This window comes from Saccharomonospora sp. NB11 (assembly GCF_015910535.1).
Lineage (GTDB): Bacteria > Actinomycetota > Actinomycetes > Mycobacteriales > Pseudonocardiaceae > Saccharomonospora.
In genome coordinates this window covers 1-19,033 of sequence record NZ_JACBJG010000010.1, presented here as the reverse complement: position 1 = coordinate 19,033, position 19,033 = coordinate 1, and the positions used below count along the sequence as shown (strand labels likewise).

The 19,033-nt window shown below is 68.9% G+C and carries 19 protein-coding genes; 18 read left to right on the top strand and 1 reads right to left on the bottom strand.

Features of this window, described 5'->3' with window-relative positions:
• The first annotated feature begins 23 nt into the window (after positions 1-23).
• Positions 24-737 (top strand): response regulator, encoded by a 714-nt coding sequence (locus tag JAV51_RS15700; protein ID WP_197321484.1) that lies wholly within the window; start codon positions 24-26, stop codon positions 735-737.
• Positions 738-763: 26 nt separating this feature from the next.
• Entirely contained in the window at positions 764-1,153 is a 390-nt protein-coding gene (locus JAV51_RS15695) for a Rid family detoxifying hydrolase (RefSeq protein ID WP_197321483.1), read from the top strand.
• 10 nt (positions 1,154-1,163) lie between these two features.
• On the opposite strand, the gene JAV51_RS15690 is transcribed toward JAV51_RS15695, so the two are convergent.
• Positions 1,164-1,559, bottom strand: a complete 396-nt coding sequence (locus JAV51_RS15690; protein WP_307845901.1) for a DUF1844 domain-containing protein — start codon at positions 1,557-1,559, stop codon at positions 1,164-1,166.
• Positions 1,560-1,809: 250 nt separating this feature from the next.
• Here JAV51_RS15690 and infC point away from each other — a divergent pair, with 250 nt between their 5' ends.
• The 16 genes from infC (at position 1,810) to tyrS (ending at position 18,592) form a co-directional block, all read left to right on the top strand.
• Complete coding sequence (infC, locus tag JAV51_RS15685; protein ID WP_197321482.1) at positions 1,810-2,388, top strand: translation initiation factor IF-3; 579 nt, start codon at positions 1,810-1,812, stop codon at positions 2,386-2,388.
• Positions 2,389-2,504: 116 nt separating this feature from the next.
• A complete protein-coding gene (gene rpmI / locus JAV51_RS15680) occupies positions 2,505-2,699 on the top strand; it encodes a 50S ribosomal protein L35 (protein WP_197321481.1) in 195 nt (64 codons plus the stop codon).
• Positions 2,700-2,764: 65 nt separating this feature from the next.
• Positions 2,765-3,142 carry a 50S ribosomal protein L20 gene (rplT, locus tag JAV51_RS15675; protein ID WP_197321480.1) on the top strand — a complete coding sequence of 126 codons (378 nt, stop codon included), beginning with the start codon at positions 2,765-2,767 and terminating at the stop codon, positions 3,140-3,142.
• Positions 3,139-3,945 carry an RNA methyltransferase gene (locus JAV51_RS15670; protein ID WP_197321587.1) on the top strand — a complete coding sequence of 269 codons (807 nt, stop codon included), beginning with the start codon at positions 3,139-3,141 and terminating at the stop codon, positions 3,943-3,945. Before rplT ends, JAV51_RS15670 begins: the two co-directional genes overlap by 4 nt.
• 114 nt (positions 3,946-4,059) lie before the next feature.
• Positions 4,060-5,127 (top strand): phenylalanine--tRNA ligase subunit alpha, encoded by a 1,068-nt coding sequence (gene pheS, locus JAV51_RS15665; protein WP_197321479.1) that lies wholly within the window; start codon positions 4,060-4,062, stop codon positions 5,125-5,127.
• A complete protein-coding gene (gene pheT / locus JAV51_RS15660) occupies positions 5,128-7,647 on the top strand; it encodes a phenylalanine--tRNA ligase subunit beta (protein ID WP_197321478.1) in 2,520 nt (839 codons plus the stop codon). It begins immediately after the preceding gene.
• Positions 7,648-8,055: 408 nt separating this feature from the next.
• Positions 8,056-9,084: an N-acetyl-gamma-glutamyl-phosphate reductase gene (argC, locus tag JAV51_RS15655; RefSeq protein ID WP_197321477.1), complete on the top strand. Its 1,029-nt coding sequence runs from the start codon at positions 8,056-8,058 to the stop codon at positions 9,082-9,084.
• A gap of 31 nt (positions 9,085-9,115) precedes the next feature.
• Entirely contained in the window at positions 9,116-10,267 is a 1,152-nt protein-coding gene (gene argJ, locus JAV51_RS15650) for a bifunctional glutamate N-acetyltransferase/amino-acid acetyltransferase ArgJ (protein WP_197321476.1), read from the top strand.
• Positions 10,264-11,193, top strand: coding sequence for an acetylglutamate kinase (gene argB, locus JAV51_RS15645; protein ID WP_197321475.1), 930 nt, complete (start codon positions 10,264-10,266; stop codon positions 11,191-11,193). The genes argJ and argB overlap by 4 nt, the downstream gene beginning before the upstream one ends.
• Entirely contained in the window at positions 11,183-12,370 is a 1,188-nt protein-coding gene (locus JAV51_RS15640) for an acetylornithine transaminase (protein WP_197321474.1), read from the top strand. Before argB ends, JAV51_RS15640 begins: the two co-directional genes overlap by 11 nt.
• A gap of 3 nt (positions 12,371-12,373) precedes the next feature.
• Complete coding sequence (gene argF, locus JAV51_RS15635) at positions 12,374-13,300, top strand: ornithine carbamoyltransferase (RefSeq protein ID WP_197321473.1); 927 nt, start codon at positions 12,374-12,376, stop codon at positions 13,298-13,300.
• Complete coding sequence (locus tag JAV51_RS15630; protein ID WP_197321472.1) at positions 13,297-13,854, top strand: arginine repressor; 558 nt, start codon at positions 13,297-13,299, stop codon at positions 13,852-13,854. The genes argF and JAV51_RS15630 overlap by 4 nt, the downstream gene beginning before the upstream one ends.
• Positions 13,847-15,052: an argininosuccinate synthase gene (locus JAV51_RS15625; protein WP_197321471.1), complete on the top strand. Its 1,206-nt coding sequence runs from the start codon at positions 13,847-13,849 to the stop codon at positions 15,050-15,052. Before JAV51_RS15630 ends, JAV51_RS15625 begins: the two co-directional genes overlap by 8 nt.
• Positions 15,053-15,135: 83 nt before the next feature.
• Positions 15,136-16,533, top strand: coding sequence for an argininosuccinate lyase (gene argH / locus JAV51_RS15620; protein WP_197321470.1), 1,398 nt, complete (start codon positions 15,136-15,138; stop codon positions 16,531-16,533).
• Positions 16,534-16,584: 51 nt separating this feature from the next.
• Positions 16,585-17,223, top strand: a complete 639-nt coding sequence (locus JAV51_RS15615) for a DNA-3-methyladenine glycosylase (RefSeq protein WP_197321469.1) — start codon at positions 16,585-16,587, stop codon at positions 17,221-17,223.
• A gap of 94 nt (positions 17,224-17,317) precedes the next feature.
• A complete protein-coding gene (tyrS, locus tag JAV51_RS15610; protein WP_197321468.1) occupies positions 17,318-18,592 on the top strand; it encodes a tyrosine--tRNA ligase in 1,275 nt (424 codons plus the stop codon).
• Positions 18,593-19,033 lie beyond the last annotated feature (441 nt).

The following is a 19,033-nucleotide window of genomic DNA, read 5'->3' as shown; positions in this document are numbered from 1 at the left end:
TACGCTGAACGTGGAGGCGTCTGATGATCAGTGTGCTGGTGGTCGAGGACGATCCCGTGGCAGCCGACGCGCATCGTGCGTTCGTCGAACGCGTTCCGGGTTTCGCCGTCGCGGGAGTCGTGCACTCGGGAGGAGCGGCCGTGCGATTCTGCCGGCGGCACCGGGTCGACCTCGTTTTGCTCGACTTCTACCTGCCCGACACGCACGGCCTCGCCGTGTGTCGCGCTCTGCGGGCCACGGGCGCACCGATCGACGTGATCGCGGTGACCTCGGCGCGCGAGCTGTCGGTGGTACGTGGCGCGGTGTCGGCGGGGGTGGTGCAGTACCTGCTGAAGCCGTTCACGTTCGCGGCTCTACGGGAGCGGCTCGACAGCTACGCTCGCTTCCGCGAACGGGTGGCCAGTCCGGGACAGGCGAAGGGACAGGCGGACATCGACCACGTCCTCGCGACACTGCGCTCGCCGGGCCAGGCCACGCCGCCGAAGGGAATGAGCACGGCGACGCTCGACGCGGTGACCGCCGTCCTCGTCGAGTCGGGGGAAGGGGTCTCGGCAGCCACGGTCGCGGAGGCCACCGGCGTCGCCCGGGTCACGGCGCGCCGCTATCTCGAGTACCTTGCCGATCACGGAGTGGCTCGCCGACACCCGCACTACGGAACGGTGGGCCGACCGGAGGTCCGCTACGTCGCGGTCGACTCCGGTGCGTCCGGGCTCGGGCGATCGCCCGAGGCGTCCTAGTTCGGCAGGAAGGGTGCGACGAGACGATGAGCACTTCGCGTCGAGAGGCGATCAGCACGAGTGAGGCGCCCGCGCCGGTGGCGGCGTACTCGCAGGCCGTCCGCAAGGGCAACATCCTGCAGGTGGCCGGGCAGGTCGGTGTCGACCCCGCGACCGGGGAGGCCGTCGCGGGCGGCGTGGCCGGTCAGACCCGGCAGGTGTTCGCCAACCTGCGGGCCGTGCTGCGTGCCGCGGGAGCCGACCTCGACGACGTCGTCATGATGCGCGCCTATCTCACCGACACCGCGCACTTCGCCGAATTCAACGAGACGTACAACGCGCTCGTGTCCGAGCCGTACCCGGCGAGGACCACGGTGTACGTGGGCCTGCCCGGGAAGCTGCTCGTCGAGATCGACGCGCTCGCGGTTCTCGTCTGACGGACAGCCGTCAGTACACGGGACCCGTGTACTTCTCGCCCGGTCCCTGACCGGGCGCGTCGGGAACGGCCGACGCCTCGCGGAACGCCTTCTGCAGCGATTGCAGGCCGTCGCGCAGTGGAGCCGCGTGCAGGCCGAGGTACTCGCCGGAGGCGGTGACCAGCCCTGCCAGCGCCGTGATGAGGCGTCGCGCCTCGTCGAGGTCGCGCAACGGGCTCGCGTCGGGGTCGTCGTCGGCGAGTCCGAGCCGTTCGGCGGCTGCGGACATGAGCATGACGGCCGCCCGGCTGATCACCTCCACGCTGGGGATCGCGCTCAGCTCGCGGACGTTCTCGGTTTCCTGCGGTTCGGTGGCTTCCGGGGAATCCTGACCGGGCTCGGAAGCGTTGTAAGACTCGTCTTGCACGTCTGGTACGATTCCACGTGCGACCAGCCTCCGAGGCATCGGGGGCCGCAAGTGGAGCCCCGCTCCCACCCGAGTCGCCGTCCCAGGCGGCCGGGTCCGGTCACGCGACTGCGAGTGGCTTCGACGCCACCACGGTCGCGCGAAGTGTCCCGTCGGGGACACTGATCGGAATGAGGGCCCCGCACACGTGTACGAGTGTCGGGGCCTGTGGTATGTGGGCACCAGGTCGAGACAGCAGAATGACCGGCACTTGGACCAAGGAGGCCCCATCAGCTCCGAGACGCGCATCAACGAGCGCATCCGTGTTCCCGAGGTTCGCCTCGTGGGACCGAACGGTGAGCAGGTCGGCATCGTCCGTATCGAGGACGCGCTGAGGCTCGCCCAGGAGGCAGACCTCGATCTCGTGGAGGTCGCCCCGCAGGCACGCCCGCCGGTGGCGAAGCTCATGGACTACGGCAAGTTCAAGTACGAGAGTGCTCAGAAGGCCCGTGAGTCCCGCCGCAACCAGCAGCTCACCGTCATCAAGGAACAGAAGCTGCGTCCCAAGATCGACCCGCACGACTACGCGACGAAGAAGGGCCACGTGTCCCGCTTCCTCGAGGCGGGTAACAAGGTCAAGGTGACGATCATGTTCCGTGGGCGTGAGCAGTCGAGGCCGGAGCTCGGGTTCCGCCTGCTGCAGCGTCTCGCGGACGACGTGTCCGAGCTGGGTTTCGTCGAGTCGAAGCCGAAGCAGGACGGCCGTAACATGATCATGGTTCTGGCGCCGCACAAGAACGCCAAGGCGAAGTCGAAGGCGACGAAGGACGCGGGCAGCGACGAGTCGTGACGGACTGCCGCCCGCGACGACGGGCGGCAGACGGTCCGCTCGCCGGTCGCCGGCAGTACCGCCACCACGCAGCAGCACACCGGTGATCGGTGTGCTGTCGTATGAAAGAGGTAAGAATGCCGAAGAACAAGTCCCACAGCGGGATGTCGAAGCGCGTCCGAGTGACGGGCAGCGGCAAGATCCGGCGCCAGCAGGCCGGCCGCAGGCACCTGATGGAGCGGAAGTCGAGCAGGCTCACCCGCCGACTCGAAGGCACCACCGAGGTCGCCGCCCAGGACGTGCGCCGCGTGAAGCGGCTGCTCGGCCGCTGATTCCAGCTCCTCCGTAACCACCCGGGGCGCTCGAAGTGCGCCCCCCGACACGACAGGATGGACCCGTGGCACGCGTCAAGCGGGCGGTCAACGCCCAGAAGAAGCGTCGCGCAACTCTCGAGCTGGCCAGCGGTTACCGCGGTCAGCGCTCGCGCCTGTACCGCAAGGCCAAGGAGCAGACGCTCCACTCGCTCAACTACGCCTACCGCGACCGCCGCGCCCGCAAGGGTGACTTCCGCCAGCTGTGGATCACCCGGATCAACGCGGCTGCTCGCCAGAACGGCGTCACCTACAACCGCTTCATCCAGGGCCTGAAGGCCGCTGGTGTCGAGGTCGACCGCAAGGTGCTCGCGGACATCGCCGTGAACGACGCGCCCGCGTTCGCCTCGCTCGCCGAGCTGGCGAAGCAGAACCTGCCCGCCGACGTGAAGAAGTCGGCCTGAGCACCAAGCATCAACGACCCGGGGATGTCCCGTTCACCCAGAGGACGCCCCGGGTCGTTGCTGCGCGCCGGTTGACGCGGCGCTCGGCTCGCGCGGAGACAGGTCGCTTCCTCGCCGAGGGTGCACAGGCGGTGAGGGAGGCTCTGCGCCACGGCCGGGTGCACGAGGTGTTCGTCACCGACGAGGCGGCTCGGCGGCATCCCGAGCTCGTCGCCGAGGCGCCGAAGGTCTCGCGCGTCAACGCCCGTGCGGCGGAGTTGCTGTCCGAGACGGTCACTCCGCAGGGCATCGTCGCGGTGTGCGACACGGTCACGGTCGACCTCGACGCCGCGTTGGGACTCAAGCCTCGGCTCGTGGCCGTGCTGGTGGACATCGCCGACCCGGGCAACGCGGGCACGGTGCTGCGAGTGGCCGACGCAGCCGGTGCCGACGCGGTCGTCTTCGCGGGGCGGTGTGTGGACGTGCACAACGGCAAGTGCGTGCGCGCCTCCACCGGGAGCCTGTTCCATCTGCCCGTGGTCGCCGAGCCGGACGTCGACCGAGTGCTGGAGGCGTGCGGGCGCGCCGGACTGACGACGGTCGCCGCGCACGGTTACGCCGAGGCCGATCTGACCACGACGGCGGTGTTGGACCGTCCGACGGCGTGGCTGTTCGGCAACGAGGCGCACGGTTTGAGCGACGACGTGCTCGCGAGAACCGACACCGCGGTGCGGGTTCCCTTGTACGGCAAGGCGGAGAGTCTGAACCTCGCCACGGCTGCGGCGGTCTGCCTCTACGCCAGTGCCGTTCGCCACCGCTCCTGACGGAGGGTGACCGAGGGCGGCCCGTAGCGCTCACTTAGAATCCCGTGTGTACCGCTGACGTGCGCTCACGCTCGCGTACAGCCCTTTCAACGTGGAGCGGACGTTCGAGGAGCTATGTCCGAAGCCGTGGATAAGCAGGAGCCGGAGTCGACCGACAGGGTCGCGCCCGAGACGTTGAGGGCGGCCGTCGACGCGGCGAAGAAGGAGTTCGCGGAGGCCGCGGACCTGGACGCGTTGGCCGCGGTGAAGCCCGCGCACTTCGGCGACCAGGCCCCGTTGTCGCTCGCGCGCCGGGCCATCGGATCGCTCCCGAAGGAGCGCAAGTCCGAGGCAGGCAAGCTCGTCAACCGGGCTCGCCAGGAAGTGCAGGCGGCGTTCGAGGAACGTCGTGCGGTGCTCCAGGCCGAGCGGGACGAGCGCGTGCTGCGTGAGGAAGCAGTCGACGTCACGCTGCCCTGGGATCGGGTTCCGCGCGGTGCGCGCCATCCGGTCAGCACGATCGCCGAGCGCGTCGCCGACGTGTTCGTCGCCATGGGTTACGAGGTGGCCGAGGGGCCCGAGCTCGAAGCCGAGTGGTTCAACTTCGACGCGTTGAACTTCGGCAAGGACCACCCTGCGCGCCGGATGGCCGACACGTTCTACGCGGGGCCCGAGGGCTCGAACCTGGTCCTGCGCACGCACACGTCGCCGGTGCAGGCGCGTGCTCTGCTGCACCGTGACCTTCCGGTGTACATCGTCTGTCCTGGTCGGACGTTCCGGACCGACGAACTCGACGCGACCCACACGCCGGTGTTCCACCAGGTCGAGGGTCTCGCCGTCGACAAGGGCCTCACGATGGCCCACCTGCGCGGCACGCTCGACGCGTTCGCCAAGGCGATGTTCGGCGAGGAGTCCGGCACCCGGTTCCGTCCTCACTTCTTCCCGTTCACCGAGCCGTCGGCCGAGGTGGACGTGTGGTTCCCGGAGAAGAAGGGCGGTCCCGGCTGGGTCGAGTGGGGTGGTTGCGGCATGGTCAACCCCAACGTGCTCAGGGCGTGCGGGGTGGACCCGGAGGTCTACTCGGGCTTCGCCTTCGGCATGGGGCTGGAGCGCACCCTCATGTTCCGCAACGGCATTCCGGACATGCGCGACATGGTGGAAGGGGATGTGAGGTTCACCCTCCCCTTCGGAACGGAGGCGTGAATGAAGGTCCCCGCCAGCTGGCTCAGGGAACACCTGGAACTCAGCGAGGACGTCACCAACGACGACATCGCCAACGCCTTCGTGAAGCTCGGCATCGAGGTCGAGGGTGTCGAAACGGTCGGTGAGATCACGGGCCCGCTCGTCATCGGCCGGGTCGTCGAGATCGAGGAACTGACCGGGTTCAAGAAGCCGATCCGTTACTGCCGGGTCGACGTGGGCGAGTCCGCGGACGTCGAGGACGGCGAGGAGATCGATCCCACGAAGCCGCCGACGAACGGCATCATCTGCGGTGCCCGGAACTTCGTCGAGGGCGACCTGGTCGTCGTCGCTCTCCCCGGAGCGGTGCTCCCGGGCGGGTTCGCGATCTCGGCGCGCAAGACGTACGGGCACGTCAGCGAGGGCATGATCTGCTCGGCCCGCGAACTCGGCATCGGGGAGGACCACGCCGGGATTCTCGTTCTCCCGTCGGGCACGGCCAGCCCCGGCGACGACGCGCGCGAGGTGCTCGACATCGCCGACGTGGTGTTCGAGCTGACTCCCACGCCCGACTTCGGCCACGCGCTGTCGGTGCGGGGTCTCGCCCGCGAGTTGGCGTGCGTGTTCGATGTCCCCTACGGCGACCCGGCCCACGTGGACGTCCCGGAGGGTGAGGGCGACGCGTGGCCGGTGCGGATCGAGGACCCGCAGGGCTGCAGTCGGTTCGTGCTGCGTCGGGTCACCAACCTCGACGCGGGTGCGCCCACCCCGTGGTGGATGCAGCGGCGGCTGTTGCTGGCCGGGATGCGCCCGATCTCGCTCGCCGTGGACGTCACGAACTACGTGATGTTGGAGCTCGGTCACCCGCTGCACGCCTTCGACACGGCGGCGCTGAAGGGCGACCTCGTGGTGCGCCGCGCTCAGCCCGGCGAGACGTTGACGACGCTGGACGAGGTCGAACGCACGCTCGACCCGGACGACGTGGTGATCGCCGACGACAGCGGCGTGATCTCGTTGGCGGGCACTATGGGTGGCGCCAGCACGGAGATCCGCGACGACAGCACCGACGTGCTGCTGGAGGCGGCGCACTGGGACCCGGGCTCCATCAGCCGGACGGCGCGTAGGCACAACCTGTTCTCCGAGGCGGCGCGCCGGTTCGAGCGGTTCACCGATCCGGAGCTGTGCGCGGTCGCGGTGGAGGTCGCGGCGCGCCTGCTGCGCCAGTACGGCGACGGCAGCATCCGTCCGGGGCGCACCGACGAGGGCGAGGTCCGGCCCGCCGAACCGATCACGATGCCGATCAGCCTGCCGGACCGGGTGGCCGGCGTGCAGTTCGAGCGTGGGGTCACGGTGCGACGGCTCACGCAGATCGGGTGCAAGGTGTCGGTGGGTACCGGCGAGGACGGCACGGCCGTGGTCACCGCGATCCCGCCGAGCTGGCGTGGTGATCTCGCGCAGCCCGCGGACCTCGTCGAGGAGGTGCTGCGTCTTGAGGGATACGACCTGATTCCGTCGGTCCTCCCGGCAGCGCCCGCCGGTCGGGGACTGACGCCGGAGCAGCGGCGTCGCCGTTCGGTCGCACGTGCGCTGGCCGAGGCCGGTTACGTCGAGGTCCTTCCGTTCCCGTTCGTCTCCGCGAGTGTGTGGGACGACTTCGGTCTGGCCGAGGACGACCCACGTCGCCGCACGGTTCCGGTGCTCAATCCGTTGGAGACCGATCGGAACCAACTCACCACGAGCCTCGTGCCGGGGCTGCTGGAGACATTGCAGCGCAACGTGGCCCGTGGCGCTCGGGACGTCGCGCTGTTCCACCTGGGTCAGGTCGTTCTCCCGGGACCCGACCAGGTGGGTGCGCCCGACCCCGGCGTGGAGCAGCGTCCTTCCGACGAGGAGCTCGCCGCGCTCGAACAGGCCGTTCCACACCAGCCGCAGCACGTGGCGGTCGTGCTGGCGGGCGAGCGTCGGCGGTCCGGTTGGTGGGGCTCCGGGGAGCAGGCGTCCTGGGCCGACGCCGTTCAGGCTGCGCGGATCGTCGGTGAGGTGTCGGGCGTGCAGCTCGACATCGAGTCGGCCGAGGTCATGCCGTGGCATCCGGGTCGGTGTGCTCGCCTGTCGGTCGACGGCCGCACCGTCGGGTACGCCGGTGAGCTGCACCCCAAGGTCGTCGAGAAGCTGGGTCTGCCGAAGCGGACCGCGGTGATGGAGCTCGATTTGGACGCGGTGCCGGTGGTGGACCGTCGGCCTGCGCCCGCCATCTCGTCCTTCCCGCCGGTGTTGCTCGACGTGGCGTTCGTCGTCGACGCCGACGTGCCCGCGGCGGCTCTCGCGGACGCTCTGCGAGAGGGTGCGGGAGAACTGGTGGAGGACGTGTCTCTGTTCGACCTCTACGAGGGGGAGCAGATCGAGGAGGGCAAGCGGTCGCTGGCGTACAAGCTGCGGTTCCGCGCCCCCGATCGCACTCTGACCGGCGAGGAGGCCACGAAGGCGCGTGACGCCGCCGTGGCTCTCGCTGGGGAGCGCTTCGGCGCCGTTCTTCGTGGGTGACGTACGTGGCCGTCCGTGACGATGCGGGCGGCCACGTCATCCTGTGAGCGGTGGTTCGGTACGAGGCCGGGCCACCGCTTTTCCGTCTGACCGGCCTGGGTGAGCTTCGCCGTCCGCATGCAGCGTCGTGCTGGTCGTTGTCACCGGCGCTGTGCGCGGCGTTCGTACCTGTCATAGGGTGCTCTCTTCGGCGCGTCGGCGACGTATCCGACGCTCAGCGGCCGGTGACTCCCCGCTTCTTGTCTTTCGCCCATTAGCCCGGATCGCATCCAACACGCATAAGTGTCACCCGATCCGGGAACTGTGAAGAGACGGAACGGTCGCTAGAGTCGAACATATGTGCGAATCACGTACCGTGACAGCCCCCCGGTTGTGTTTGGTCTTGCATAGTCATGCATAATCATTCGTATGGCGGTGAAGGTAGCGGTGGCCGGCGCGACCGGCTACGCGGGTGGAGAGGTGTTGCGCCTCCTGCTCGCGCACCCGGAGGTCGAGATCGGTGCGCTGACGGCGGCGAGTAGCGCCGGCACGCTGCTGGGGCAGCACCAGGCACATCTCGGTCCGCTGCGTGACCGCCTCGTCCAGGAGACCACGGCCGACACGCTGTCGGGCCACGACGTGGTGTTTCTCGCTCTGCCTCACGGTCATTCCGGGGGCCTCGCCGCTCAGCTCGGCGCCGACACTCTTGTCATCGACATGGGCGCCGACCATCGACTGTCGGACTCCGCTGCCTGGCAACGGTGGTACGGCAGCGACCACGCCGGGACGTGGCCCTACGGCCTTCCGGAACTGCCCGGGGCGCGGGAGCGGCTGCGGAACACCCGTCGTGTCGCGGTACCGGGATGCTTCCCGACCGGAGGTTCGCTTGCGCTTGCGCCGGCATTGGCCGCGGGACTGGTCGACCCCGAGGTGACCATCGTGTCGGTGACCGGAACGTCGGGCGCGGGGAGGAGCCTGAAGCCGCACCTGCTCGGTTCCGAGGTCATGGGGTCGGCGAGTGCGTACGGCGTCGGTGGGGCGCACCGGCACACGCCCGAGTTCGTGCAGAACCTCAGCGCTGCGGCCGGACGCGCGGTGACGGTGTCGTTCACCCCGGTGCTCGCGCCGATGCCGCGTGGCATCCTCACCACGGCCAGTGCGCCGCTGGCGAAGGACACGACGCCGGACGCGGTCCGTGACGTGTACGAGAAGGCCTACGACGGGGAGCCGTTCGTGTCTCTCCTGCCGGATGGGGCGTGGCCGACGACGGCAGCCACGCTCGGTTCGAACATGGTCCACCTGCAGGTCGCGGTCGACTCGGACGCCGGTCGCCTCGTGGTCGTCTGCGCGATCGACAACCTCACCAAGGGCACGGCCGGTGGGGCCGTGCAGTCCATGAACATCGCCCTCGGTCTTCCGGAGACCACTGGGCTGCCGACGACGGGAGTCGCACCATGATGTTCGCTCCGACGCGGGCGGAGGCAGACGTATGAGCGTCACCGCGCCCAAGGGTTTCCGTGCCGCCGGCGTCACGGCGGGTCTCAAGGCCAGCGGCAAACGCGACGTCGCGCTTGTGGTCAACGACGGCCCCTCGGACGTTGCGGCGGCCGTGTTCACCACCAACCGGTGCAAGGCCAATCCGGTGCTCTGGAGCGAGCAGGTGATGGCGGACCGTCGTGCGAAGGCGGTCGTCCTCAATTCGGGAGGCGCCAACTGCTACACGGGCCCGATCGGGTTTCAGACCACGCACGCCTCCGCCGAGCTGGTGGCGCAGCGACTGGGTGTCGGGGCCGTCGACGTCGTCGTGTGCTCCACAGGCCTGATCGGTGAGCAACTCGACCGGGACGCGCTGACCGGCGGGATCGAGGCTGCGGCGGACGCGCTCGCGGCTGACGGTGGGCCCGCAGCCGCGGAAGCCATCATGACCACCGACACCCGGAGCAAGCAGGTGGTGCGCCAGGGACAGGGCTACACGATCGGCGGCATGGCCAAGGGTGCGGGCATGCTCGCTCCCGCCCTCGCGACGATGCTTGTCGTGGTGACCACCGACGCGGCCGTCGACGCCGAGACGGCCGACCGGGCGCTGCGGGCGGCCACCCGCGCGACGTTCGATCGGCTCGATTCCGACGGCTGCATGTCGACGAACGACACGGTGTTGTTGATGTGCAGCGGTGCGTCTGGCACGACTCCGGACACGGAGGAATTCACCTTGCTCCTCACCGAGGCGTGCCACGACCTCGCCCAGCAGCTCCTGAGCGACGCGGAGGGCTCCGAGCACGACATCACGATCGACGTGGTCAACGCGGCCACGGAGGACGACGCGCTCGCCGTGGGACGGGCCATCGCCCGTAGCAACCTGTTCAAGACCGCGGTCTTCGGCAAGGACCCGAACTGGGGTCGCATCCTCGCCGCGGCCGGGACCACCGACGCGACCTTCGACCCGGCGGCGCTCGACGTTGCCTTCAACGGGGTGTGGATCTGCCGCGACGGCGGACCCGGCGAACCGCGTGACGCCGTCGATCTGTCGAACCGTGAGGTCACGGTGACCGTGAATCTCAAGGCAGGCGAGGAGTCGGCGACCATCTGGACCAACGACCTGACGCACGCGTACGTGCACGAGAACTCGGCGTACTCGACATGACCGACGAACCCTCCCTCGTTCCCGCAGACGAACGTCTCGCCACGGCCGCGCAGAAGGCCGGAGTCCTCGTCGAGGCTCTGCCGTGGCTGCAGCGGTTCCACGGCGCGACCGTCGTCGTGAAGTACGGCGGCAACGCGATGATCGACGACGACCTGAAGCGCGCGTTCGCCGAGGACATGGTGTTCCTCCGCCTGGCCGGGCTGCGCCCGGTGGTCGTGCACGGTGGTGGACCGCAGATCAACGCCATGTTGACTCGCCTCGGCATCGAAGGCGAGTTCCGGGGCGGGCTGCGGGTCACGACGCCCGAGACCATGGACGTGGTCCGTATGGTTCTCGTCGGCCAGGTGAGTCGCGAGCTGGTCGGTCTGATCAACGCGCACGGGCCGTACGCGGTCGGCATCTCGGGCGAGGACGCTCGGCTCTTCACTGCCGAGCGCAAGAAGGCCACAGTGGATGGAGAGTCCGTCGACATCGGACTGGTCGGGGACGTCGTCGGTGTGAATCCCGAGGCTGTCCTCGACATCGTCAACGCGGGTCGGATCCCGGTCGTGTCCACGGTGGCGCCCGATGCGGACGGAGTCGTGCACAACGTCAACGCCGACACCGCGGCGGGGGCGCTCGCGGCGGCGCTGCAGGCCGAGAAGCTGGTGGTGCTCACCGACGTGGAGGGCTTGTATGCGAACTGGCCCGACCGTTCGTCGTTGGTGAACCGCATCGACGCCGACGAGCTCGAGAAGCTTCTGCCGAGTCTCGCGAGCGGGATGATCCCGAAGATGGAGGCGTGCCTGCGGGCCATCCGGGGTGGAGTGCGCCGCGCACACGTGATCGACGGAAGGCTCGCGCACTCGGTCTTGCTGGAGGTCTTCACGTCGGCCGGAGTCGGAACCATGGTCCTGCCCGGCAAGGGGGATGACGATGTCGAATGAGCAGGCGCAGGCCCGTTGGCGGGCCGCGATGATGAACAACTACGGCGTCCCGGAGCTGAACCTCGTTCGCGGTGACGGTGCGGTGGTGTGGGACGCCGACGGACGCGAGTACGTCGACTTCGTCACGGGCATCGCGGTGAACGCGCTGGGGCACGCCCATCCCGCCGTGGTGTCGGCGGTGACGAAGCAGATCTCCACCATCGGTCACACGTCGAACCTCTTCACCAACGAGCCGTCGTTGGCCCTGGCCGAGCGGCTGCTGCGGCTGTCGGGCGTGAACGACGGCAAGGTGTTGTTCTGCAACTCCGGAGCCGAGGCGATCGAGGCCGCGTTCAAACTGGCGCGGCGGACCGGCCGGACGTCGGTCGTCGCCACCGAGGGAGGCTTCCACGGCCGCACGATGGGCGCGTTGGCGTTGACGGGTCAACCCGCCAAGCGGGAGCCGTTCGAACCGCTGGTCCCCGGTGTCCGGCACGTGCCGTACGGCGACGTGGAGGCGCTCGATGCAGCGATCGACGCCGACACGGCGGCGTTCGTGGTCGAGCCCGTCCAGGGCGAGAACGGCGTGGTGGTGCCCGATGACGACTACCTGAAGGCGGCCCGGGAGATCACCAGTCGCAACGGCGCCCTGCTCGTGGTGGACGAGGTGCAGACGGGCATCGGCAGGCTCGGCAGTTGGTTCGGCTACCAGCGAGCGGGCATTCAGCCGGACGTGGTGACGCTGGCGAAGGGGCTCGGCGGTGGGCTGCCCCTGGGTGCGTGTCTGGCGTTCGGCGAGGCCGCGACGTTCTTCGAGCCGGGACAGCACGGGACGACGTTCGGGGGCAATCCCGTGTGCTGCGCCGCGGGACTCGCCGTGTTGAACACCATCGACGCCGACGGTCTGCTCGACCACACCACGGCCCGTGGGGAAGAGCTCGCGGCGGGCGTGATCGATCTCGCCCACCCGCTCGTCGACGTCGTCCGCGGGGCGGGCCTGCTGCTCGGGATCGTCCTCACCCACCCCGTGGCGTCGGCGGTCGCGTCCGCGCTGCGCGACGCGGGCTTCCTCGTGAACCCCGTCAAGCCCGACGTCATCCGGCTCGCGCCTCCGCTGATCGTCAGCCGGGAGCAGGTGGAGGCCCTGCTCGCGGCCCTGCCCAAGGCGCTCGACGCCGCCACACCGAAGGACGTTTGACCCATGCCACGCCACTTTCTCCGCGACGACGAGCTGACCCCCGCCGAGCAGGCCGAGGTGCTCGACCTCGCCGCCCGGTACAAGGAGCAGCCCTACGACGACGTCCTGGCCGGACCGAAGTCCGTAGCGGTCATCTTCGAGAAGAACTCCACGCGGACCCGGTTCTCCTTCGAAGTGGGAATCACCCAGCTCGGAGGTCACGCCGTCGTCGTCGACGGCCGCACGATGCAGTTGGGCCGCGAGGAGACGATCGGCGACACCGCTCGGGTGCTCTCTCGCTACACCGACCTCGTCGTGTGGAGGACGTTCGGACAGGAGCGCATCGAGGAGTTCGCGGCGGCGTCCACCGTCCCGGTGGTGAACGCCCTGACCGACGAGTTCCACCCGTGCCAGATCCTCGCCGACCTCCTCACGATCCGGGAGCGCAAGGGCACGCTCGCGGGTCTGACGCTGACCTACCTCGGCGACGGCGCCAACAACATGGCGCACTCGCTGCTGTTGGGCGGCGTCACGGCAGGCATGCACGTGCGGATCGCCGCACCGGAGGGCTTCCACCCGCTGCCGTGGGTGCTCGACCTCGTCGCCAAGCGAGCGGCGGAGACCGGGGGCAGTGGCACGGTGTTCACCGACCCACGGGCGGCGGTCGCCGGAGCCGACGTCGTGACAACCGACTCGTGGACGTCCATGGGGCAGGAGGGTGACGGCAAGGACCGCAGGACTCCGTTCCTGCCGTACCAGGTGAACGCGGAGCTGCTCGCCCAGACCGGCAAGGACACCGTCGTGCTGCACGACCTGCCCGCGCATCGCGGTTGGGAGATCACCGACGAGGTGATCGACGGACCCGCCAGCGCGGTGTGGGACGAGGCGGAGAACCGCCTTCACGCACAGAAGGCCCTGCTGTCCTGGTTGATTCGGCAGGAGCGACGATGACGACCCAGTCCCACCGGGCCCCGGTGACGGGCGGGATCAACCGCGCCCGACGGCACGCCAGGATCACCGAACTGGTCTCCACGATGGCCATCCGCAGCCAGACCGAACTGGCGAAGCTGTTGGCCGCGGAGGGCATCGAGGTCACCCAGGCCACGCTGTCGCGCGATCTCGACGAATTGGGTGCCGTGAAGCTCAGGGGCGCCGATTCCGGTGCTCCGGTGTACGTGATTCCCGAGGACGGGAGTCCCGTGAAGGGCGTGCAGGGAGGCACGACGCGGCTGTCCAGGCTGCTGGCCGAGTTCATGGTCTCGGCGGACGCCTCGGGCAACCTCATGGTGCTGCGCACCCCGCCGGGCGCTGCGCAGTTCTTGGCCAGCGCCATCGACAGGGCAGCGCTGGAAGAGGTCGTCGGCTCCATCGCCGGCGACGACACGATCGCGGTGATCGCCAGGGAACCGTTGTCGGGCAAGGACCTGGCCGCACGGTTCACCGCCTTGGCACAGCGGTCGTCGAACGCGGACACGAACGTGATTGAGGAGAAGGACAATGACTGAGCGGGTGGTGCTCGCGTATTCGGGCGGGCTCGACACCTCCGTGGCGATCGGCTGGATCGCCGAGGAGACCGGCGCCGAGGTGGTGGCCGTCGCCGTGGACCTCGGCCAGGGTGGTGAGGACCTCGAGACCATCCGGCAGCGCGCGCTCGACTGCGGCGCCGTCGAAGCGGTGGTGGCGGACGCGCGCGACGAGTTCGCCGAGCAGTACTGCCTGCCGGCGCTGCAGGCGAACGCGCTGTACATGGACCGGTATCCGTTGGTGTCCGCCCTGTCGCGTCCGGTGATCGTCAAGCACTTGGCCGAGGCTGCCAAGTACCACGGCGCCACCACGGTGGCCCACGGCTGCACGGGCAAGGGCAACGACCAGGTGCGGTTCGAGGTGGGTATCGGTGCGCTGGCGCCCGACCTCGACGTGATCGCTCCCGTCCGCGACTTCGCCTGGACGCGCGAGAAGGCGATCGCCTACGCCGAGGAGCGCAACCTGCCGATCGACGTCACGAAGAAGTCGCCGTTCTCCATCGACCAGAACGTGTGGGGACGCGCGGTCGAGACCGGCATCCTGGAGGACCTCTGGAACGAGCCGCCGAAGGAGGTCTACTCCTACACGCAGGACCCGAAGGTCCACTTCCAGGCTCCCGACGAGGTGGTCATCACCTTCGAGAAGGGCGTCCCTGTCGCGATCGACGGCAAGCAGGTCACCGTCCTGGAGGCGATCCAGGAGATGAACCGTCGGGCCGGAGCCCACGGCATCGGCAGGCTCGACATGGTCGAGGACCGGCTCGTCGGCATCAAGAGCCGGGAGGTCTACGAGGCTCCCGGTGCCATCGCCCTGATCACGGCGCACCAGGAGCTGGAGAACGTCACGGTCGAGCGTGACCTGGCCCGGTTCAAGCGGCAGGTCGAGCAGCGCTGGGGCGAGCTGGTCTACGACGGCCTGTGGTTCTCGCCGCTGAAGGAGGCGCTGGACGGCTTCATCGCCAAGGCGCAGGAGCACGTGACCGGCGACATCCGGATGGTTCTGCACGGTGGTACGGCCACGGTCACCGGCCGGCGGAGCGAGGAGTCGCTCTACGACTTCAACCTCGCCACCTACGACGAGGGCGACACGTTCGACCAGTCGTTGGCGAAGGGCTTCGTGCAGCTGTGGGGCCTGCCCAGCAAGATCGCCGCCAAGCGGCAGCAGAACAAGAACAACTGACGCGACGGAAGCCGGTGGGGCCACATGGCACGTGACGTGCGGGGTGGCCCCACCGATGTCCGGGCAGACCGGGAGGGGACACGATGAAGCTGTGGGGTGGCCGGTTCGCCGGTGGGCCGGCCGAGGCGATGGCGGCCTTGTCGGCGTCGACGCACTTCGACTGGCGACTGGCGCCGTACGACATCGCGGGGTCGCGGGCGCACGCCCGGGTGCTGCACCGCGCCGGTCTGTTGACGGACACGGAACTGACCGACATGCTCGCGGCCCTCGACCGGCTCGCCGAGGACGTGGAGTCGGGGGCTTTCACTCCGACGATCGCCGACGAGGACGTGCACACCGCGCTCGAACGCGGCCTGATCGAGCGGGCCGGTGAGGAACTCGGTGGGAAGCTCCGTGCGGGCAGGTCGCGTAACGACCAGGTCGCCACGCTGTTCCGCATGTGGCTGCGGGACGCGGCGCGCCGCGTGACCTCCGGGACGCTCGACGTCGTGCAGGCTCTGGTCGACCAGGCCACTCGGCATCCCGAGGCGGTGCTTCCCGGACGCACCCACCTGCAGCACGCCCAACCGGTGCTGCTCGCACACCACCTCCTGGCTCATGCCCAGGCACTCCTGCGCGACCTCGGCAGGCTCCGTGACTGGGACGACCGCGCGGCCGAGTCGCCCTACGGTTCCGGGGCGCTCGCCGGTTCGTCGCTGGGGCTGGATCCCGAGGCCGTCGCCCACGAACTCGGTTTTCCGACCTCGGTGGACAACTCGATCGACGGGACGGCGTCGCGTGACTTCGCCGCCGAGTTCTGCTTCGCCGTCGCGATGCTCGGCGTGAACCTCTCCCGTATCGCCGAGGAAGTCATCATCTGGAACACGGCAGAGTTCGGGTACGTGACCCTCGACGACGCGTGGGCCACCGGCAGCTCGATCATGCCGCAGAAGAAGAACCCCGACGTCGCCGAGCTCGCCCGTGGCAAGGCCGGGCGATTGATCGGCAATCTCACCGGCCTGTTGGCCACCTTGAAGGCGCAGCCGCTCGCCTACAACCGGGACCTCCAGGAAGACAAGGAACCGGTTTTCGACTCGGTCGCCCAGCTCGAACTCCTCCTGCCGGCGATGGGGGGGATGATCGGCACGCTGACCTTCCACACCGACCGGCTCGCCGAACTCGCTCCCGCCGGTTTCACGCTCGCGACCGACATCGCCGAGTGGCTCGTGCGGCAGGGAGTCCCGTTCCGGCGTGCTCACGAGGCGGCCGGCGAGTGCGTGCGGGTGGCGGAGAGCCGTGACGTGGGGCTCGACGAACTGACGGACGAGGAATTCGCCACGATCCACCCGGTACTGACGCCCGAGGTGCGGTCGGTGATCAGCGTGCAGGGCTCGGTGGCTTCCCGTAATTCGCGCGGCGGGACCGCACCCGAGCGGGTCGCCGAGCAGAAGGAGCGACTGGAGGCCCGCCTGTCCGACCTGCGTGCGTGGGCAGAGCGTTAGGCGGCGCTTCTCGTTACGCTGGGTCGCGGCGACGTCGGCGAGGGGAGTGCGGTGACGGACGATGTGGTGACGCGACGGGTCGTCAGGCGGGAGGATCTCGCCCTCGACCCGGTCGACCTCGCGTTGAGCCTGTTGGGCTGCGAGCTGGAGTCCCGCAGTGAGCAGGGAACCGTCCGGGTACTGCTCGTCGAGGTGGAAGCGTATCGGGGCCTGGACGACCCGGCGTCCCACTGTTACCGAGGTCGGACACCGCGCAACGAGGTGATGTGGGGGCCCGCCGGGCACCTCTACGTCTACTTCGTCTACGGCATGCATTTCTGCGCCAACGTCGTCGGTCTACGGGACGGTGAGCCCGGAGCGGTGTTGCTCCGTGCCGGTGAGGTCGTCGAGGGCCGCGAACTGGCCCGGTCGCGGCGTCCGACGGCACGCGGTGGCGGGCTCGTGGCCAAGGGCCCGGCGGTGCTGACCTCGATGTTGGGCCTCGATCGTGGCCACAACGGACTCGATTTGACCGACCCCGACTCCCCGGTGCGGCTCCTGGCTGGCGATCCGGTCGGCGCGGAAAGGATCCGTTCGGGTCCACGGGTCGGTGTGGCCGCCGCGAAGGACGTCCCGTGGCGGTTCTGGATCGACGGCTCGCCCGCGGTCAGCACCTACCGTCGCGGAGGCCGGGCACGCCCACGCCGCTGACTCGCGGCGGCCGAGCAGTCGACGACGTCTCGGCCTGTGGGGCCGCACCGTCCCCACGGCCGAGCAGCTCGGGAAGCGGGGGACAATGGGGCCCGTGAGCGAGCACATCCTTGACGAGCTGTCCTGGCGCGGTCTGATCGCGCAATCCACCGACCTCGACGCCCTGCGGCGGGATCTGGCCGAGGGGCCGATCGCCGTGTATGCGGGCTTCGACCCGACGGCACCCAGCTTGCACGCCGGGCACCTCGTCCAGATGCTCATGCTGCGGCGGTTCCAGAACGCCGGTCATCGGCCCGTGCTGCTCGCCGGTGGCGGCACCGGACTGATCGGTGATCCGCGGGACGTCGGTGAACGCACGCTGCATTCGGAGGAGCAGGTGCGGGAGTGGGCGGGCCGGCTGCGAGGTCAACTCGCCCGCTTCGTGGACTTCGACCATCCGGAGGTGCCGCCGATCGAGGTGAACAACCTCGACTGGCTCGGTTCGATGACCGTGCCCACGTTCCTCCGCGACGTCGGCAAGCACTTCTCCGTCAACACGATGTTGGCGCGGGAGACGGTGAAGCGCCGTCTCGAAGGCGAAGGGATCTCCTACACCGAGTTCAGCTACATGCTGTTGCAGGCGACCGACTACCGCGAACTCTTCGAGCGTTACGGAGTGCGGCTGCAGGTGGGGGGCTCCGACCAGTGGGGCAACATCGTGGCGGGCGTCGACCTCGTCCGGCGGACCCACGGGGCGCAGGTCCATGCCCTGACGACTCCTCTCATCACCGACTCGGAAGGCCGCAAGCTGGGCAAGTCGACCGGCGGCGGCAACGTGTGGCTCGACCCGGAGATGACGTCGCCGTACGCCTGGTACCAGTACTTCGTCAATCTGCCGGACGCCGACGTCGTGCGCTGTCTGAAGCTGTTGACCCTCCTCGATGCCGAAGAGATCGACGAACTCGACACGGCCACGCGCGAACGTCCCGCGGCCCGGCAGGCGCAGCGGCGACTCGCGCAGGAGTTGACCGACCTCGTGCATGGACCCGAACAGACGCGGCAGGTCGTGGCCGCGAGTCAGGCGCTCTTCGGTCGCGGTGAGCTTCGGGAGCTTGATGCGGCCACGTTGGACGCCGCGATGGCGGAGGTTCCGACGGGTGAGGTGAGTAGTGCGGAGGGGCCGACGATCATCGACCTCCTCGTCTCGGCTGGCCTCGTCGACAGCAAGGGCGCGGCGCGTCGCACCGTCAAGGAGGGCGGCGCGTACGTCAACAACGTCAAGATCACCGACGAGGGCTGGAAGCCGGAACCGTCGGATGCCCTCCACGGCCGTTGGCTGATCGTGCGACGGGGCAAGAAGAACATGGCGGGTGTCCGCGTGCACCCCTGAACCAACGCGCTTCGAAGGCCATCGGTCGACCTTGTCGAGAGGGCGAACCGGTGGCCTTCGTCGTTTCTGGCGTGTGAATGCCGGATGACCAGCGAAAACGCCGTTAAGGGACCCCCCTGTTCGAGGGGGTTTTCGGGGGGTGTAATCTTCTTTTCGTCGCCGGGGAGACCGGCCGGGCCCGAAAGGGTCGGGGCGGGTTACTCGGCGGGGGATGGCGAACCAAGCTCCCGCGGTTGTGGTAGAGTGGGCCTCCCTGGTTGGGTGTGTTTCTCCCTCGCTGGTTTTGGTGGTGGGGTTGGTTGCGCCCAACGGCTGGAAACACGAATTGTGTTGTTTGAGAACTCAACAGTGTGCTAGTGATTGTTCATGCTAGTAGTGCTCTTTTGAGCCCCTTTTTGTGGGTTTCTTTGAGATGACTGATTGAGTCGTCGGATTGAATTC